3 protein-coding genes are annotated in these 4,006 nt (G+C 72.8%); all 3 read right to left on the reverse strand.

Annotation, left to right across the window (positions count from 1 at the left end):
• The coding region (locus tag DBR36_RS13635; RefSeq protein WP_258222853.1) for a molybdopterin cofactor-binding domain-containing protein at positions 1-2,118 on the reverse strand (2,118 nt) is incomplete at its 3' end.
• A gap of 208 nt (positions 2,119-2,326) precedes the next feature.
• Positions 2,327-3,160, reverse strand: a complete 834-nt coding sequence (locus DBR36_RS13640; RefSeq protein ID WP_108320243.1) for a xanthine dehydrogenase family protein subunit M — start codon at positions 3,158-3,160, stop codon at positions 2,327-2,329.
• Between the two features lie 3 nt (positions 3,161-3,163).
• The gene (locus DBR36_RS13645; protein ID WP_108320245.1) at positions 3,164-3,778 is read right to left on the reverse strand and encodes a pyridoxal 5'-phosphate synthase; all 615 of its coding nucleotides are present in this window, start codon (positions 3,776-3,778) and stop codon (positions 3,164-3,166) included.
• Positions 3,779-4,006 lie beyond the last annotated feature (228 nt).

A 4,006-nucleotide genomic window follows, 5' to 3' on the forward strand; every position in this document is an offset into this window, starting at 1 on the left:
GGCACCCGTATCGTGGCGGACCGCGTCGGTGTCGGCGGCCCACAGCTCGAGGCGATCGGGAGCGGCATCCAGCACCGTCGCCGCGATCTGGCGGTGCACCGTCGACGTACCGTTGCCGAACTCGGCCGTCCCCACCCGCAGCAAGAAGGTGCCGTCCGAGCGCAGGGTGGCGGTGGTGTGGGCGATGTGCCCGCGGGGAGCCATCGTCGCGATCATCGCGGTCGCCATGCCCTCGCCGACCAGCCAGCCCGAGGGGGCATCGACCCCGTTGCCGCGGCGCAGGGCGTCCTGCGCCAGGTCGAGGCACTGATCGAGGCCGTAGCTGCCCCAGATCAGGTCTTCTTCGTATTTCTCGTCGTCGTCGGGGTGCAGGGGGTCGCCCTCGCGCACCGCGTTCAGGCGGCGCAGGTCGAAGGGATCGACATCGAGCTCCTGCGCGAGCGCGTCCATCGCCGACTCCACCGCGAACACCACCTGCCCGAGCCCGTATCCGCGGAACGCCCCCGACGGCGGATTGTTCGTGTACACCGCCTCGGCGTCGATCCACTTCGTCGGGACGCGATACAGCGTCGTCGACTCGGCGCACGAGTGGAACAGGACGCCGATGGCATGGTTGCCGTAGGCGCCGGTGTCGCTCAGCACGTCGAGCTTCATCGCGGTCAGTCGACCGTCGGCATCCGCCCCCAGGGTCGCGCGGACGCGCATGGGATGCCGGAGCGAGGCGCGGACGAATTGATCGGTGCGCGAGAACTCGTACGCGACGGGTCGCCCCAGCTTCAGCACCGCGAGGGCGGTGAGGTCTTCGGTGAACAGCTCCTGCTTGCCGCCGAAGCCACCGCCGACCCGTGCGGCGAACACGCGCACGCGATCGCGCTCGAGGCCGAAGACGTGCGCGATCTCGTCGCGCGTGAGGAAGGGCACCTGCGTCGAGGAGCGGATGACGAGCCGTCCGTCGTCGTCGAGCCAGCCGACCGCCGCGTGGGTCTCGAGTGCCGCGTGCGTCACACGGGACGAACGCCACTCGCCCGACACGGTGACGTGACTGGCCGCCAGTGCCTCGTCGATGTCGCCCCCGTGCCCCGTGTGGAAACCGGCCACGACGTTGCGGGTGGCATCCATCACCCGTTCTTCGGGGGTGCGATCGGGGTGCAGGAGCGGAGCGCCGGGCCCGCGGGCCTCTTCGGGGTCGAACACCGCGGGCAGCACCTCGTAGTCGACCCGCACGGCGCGGCACCCGGCGTCGGCGGCCTCGGCCGACTCCGCCACCACGGCGGCGACGCGCTGACCGATGTGACGCACGACGTCGTCGAGCATGCGCGTGTCGTCGGGATCGTCGGTGCGGTGCTCGTGTCGACCGGTCGAGTACCGCACCTCGGGGACGTCCTCGTGGGTGAACACGGCGACCACGCCCGGTACGGCCAGGGCCGCCGCGGTGTCGATCGCCCGGATGCGGGCGTGCGCGTGCGGTGAGACGACCACCCGCAGCACGAGGGGAGGCCCGCCGGGCACCGGCTCGTCGAGGGTGAACGGTTCCCGACCCTGCACGATGCGGCGCGCGGCTTCGGGTACCACCGAGGTGCCGACGGTCTCGATCGACGGGGATGCCGGGGCGTCGCCGCACGCGCCCGCGCAGCCGTCGGACGCGGCGGCCTGGTCGCGGCATCCGGAACCCGTCTCGCGCACCGGGCCGAGGACCGACGCCCGGATCGCCTCGCGGATCGGGCGGTAGCCGGTGCAGCGGCAGAGGTTCCCCTTCATGCGGCGGTCGAGGTCGTCGACGTCGTCGGCGGTCAGGGTGGACGCCGTCACGCTCATGCCCGGGGTGCAGAACCCGCACTGGAAGCCGAAGCCGGTGGCGAGGGCCTGCTGCACCGGATGCAGCTCGTCGCCCGGGGCGAGTCCCGCGGCCGTCGTGATCGACCGCCCCTCGAGGCGCATCGCCGGGACGATGCACGAGTGCGTCGGCGTGCCGTCGAGCAGCACCGAGCACGCGCCGCAGTCACCCGCGTCGCAGCCCTTCTTCACCTCGACGTGACCGGTCTGGCGCAGCAGCGTGCGGGCGCACTGGCCGGGGAGCGGCTCCGTCTCGACGGGGGAGCCGTTGACATGGAACCTCACGCCGTCGCCTCCCCGTTCGTCGCGGACCGGCGCGGTGCGCGCGCTGCGGTGCGGGAGTGGATGCCGTGCCGGTGCCGCGCTGCGGTGCGGGAGTGGATGCCGGTTCGGTGCCGCGCTCCGGAGGATGCGCCCGCGTCCCCGCCGCACTTCCGCCGCGACGACGCCGACGGGTGCGAATCTCCGGAGCGCGGCACGAAGATCCCGGCGCTCACGCGGCACCCCGCTCGGACTCACGGACGAACCCCGCCCGCAGGCGCTCGGCGAGCACGACGCTCACGCCGCGGCGCCAGTCGGCGCTGCCCAGCGGGTCGGTGTAGAAGTCGCTCGCGGAGGCGATGGCCTCCCGCAGCTCTCCGGCACCCGGAACACGCGCGAAGCGCAGCACCCGCGGGCGACGCACCGCGGCGGTGAGCACGAACACCGCGGATCCGTCGGGATCGACCCGTGCCGTCACCACCGCCCCCGAACGCCCCAGCTCGGCGAGCGCGATCTTCTGCAGGCCGACCCGTGCGCGCAGCGCGTGCGCGGGCACGTCCAGGGCGCGGACGACCTCTCCGGGCGCGAGGGAGGTCGCGGCGTCGTCGATCACGAGGTCGGCGACGGCGACGCGGCGCTCGTTGCCGTCCGGCGTCCAGATCACGGCGGTGGCGTCCAGTGTCGCGAGCAGCGCGATCATCGCACCCGCGGCGAACGCCTGGCAGACGTTGCCGCCGACCGTGGCGGTGTTCCAGATCTTGAAGGATGCCAGCAGGGCGTCCGCGGCGGGACGCGCCAGCGCGAGCGAGGTCCAGGCGGACGGCGCCTCGCGCTGGGCCCAGTCGAGCAGCCGCGCGATCGTGCAGGTCGCGCCGATGCGCAGACCCTCGTCGGTGAGCTCGAGGTCGGGCCACTCGAGGGTGGTCAGGTCGACGAAACCCGTGGTGCGGGGCTGCGGCTCGCTCATGAGCCACGTGCCGCCGGCGATCACCACCTCGCCCGGAGCGAGGGCGAGGTCGGCGCGAGAGCGGGCGGGGCGGAACGAGGTGACGGTGGTGATGTCCATGCCTCAGCCCGCCAGGATCCGGCCCGACCAACGACCGTCGGTCAGCGTGTAGTGCTGGCGCGTGCTCTGTCCCGCCGCGTCGCCTCGCCAGAACGTCACCGTCACCGGCCGCAGACGGAACCCCGCCCACCGCTCGGGCGGATCGAGCTCGGGGTGGGCGGCGTCGAACTCGGCCCACAGGTGCCGTCGCGCCTCGACGGGGAGCTCGGCGTTGTCGTTCGTGTTCACCCACGCGAGCAGCTGCAGGTATCGCGAGCGCTGCCGGTAGGCGACGGCGGCGTCGGCCGGGGCGACCCGCTCGACGATCCCGCGCACGACCAGCTGGCGACCCACCTCGGGCCACGCCACCGCCATCGCCGCGACCGGGTTCGCCGTGATCTCGGCGACCTTCGCGCTCGCGAAATCGGTGTGGAAGTACAGGCCCGTGGCATCCCGGTCGCTCACGAGCACGTGCCGCAGCGACGGCAGGCCGTCCCGGCCGAACGTCGACAACGCCGCGAGGGGTCGCAGCTCGCCGTCGTGCGGGGGCAGCCACCGCGAGAGCAGGGCGAGGGGATCGTCGACGAGCGCGTCGACGTCGTCGACGTCGGAACCGAACGTGGTGCCGGCCGTGATCATGGCGACCTCCGGGGTGCTGCGGGTGGAGGCGAGCCTAGGCACCGCGCATTTCGGCGATGTTGCCGTCATGAACATTCGACGAAACACCGCATTCGTACACTGCCGGGCATGAGCGAGCTGCCCCTCATCGACACCTGCCCGAAGAGCATGGAGTACGGGCCCTGCGGCGGTGTCGGCTTCGACGGGTCGTGCGAGGCCGACGCGGGGCACCTCTGCGCGTTCCTCCCC

The organism is Microbacterium sp. HMWF026 (assembly GCF_003061325.1).
In the GTDB taxonomy this organism is placed as follows: Bacteria; Actinomycetota; Actinomycetes; order Actinomycetales; family Microbacteriaceae; genus Microbacterium; species Microbacterium testaceum_E.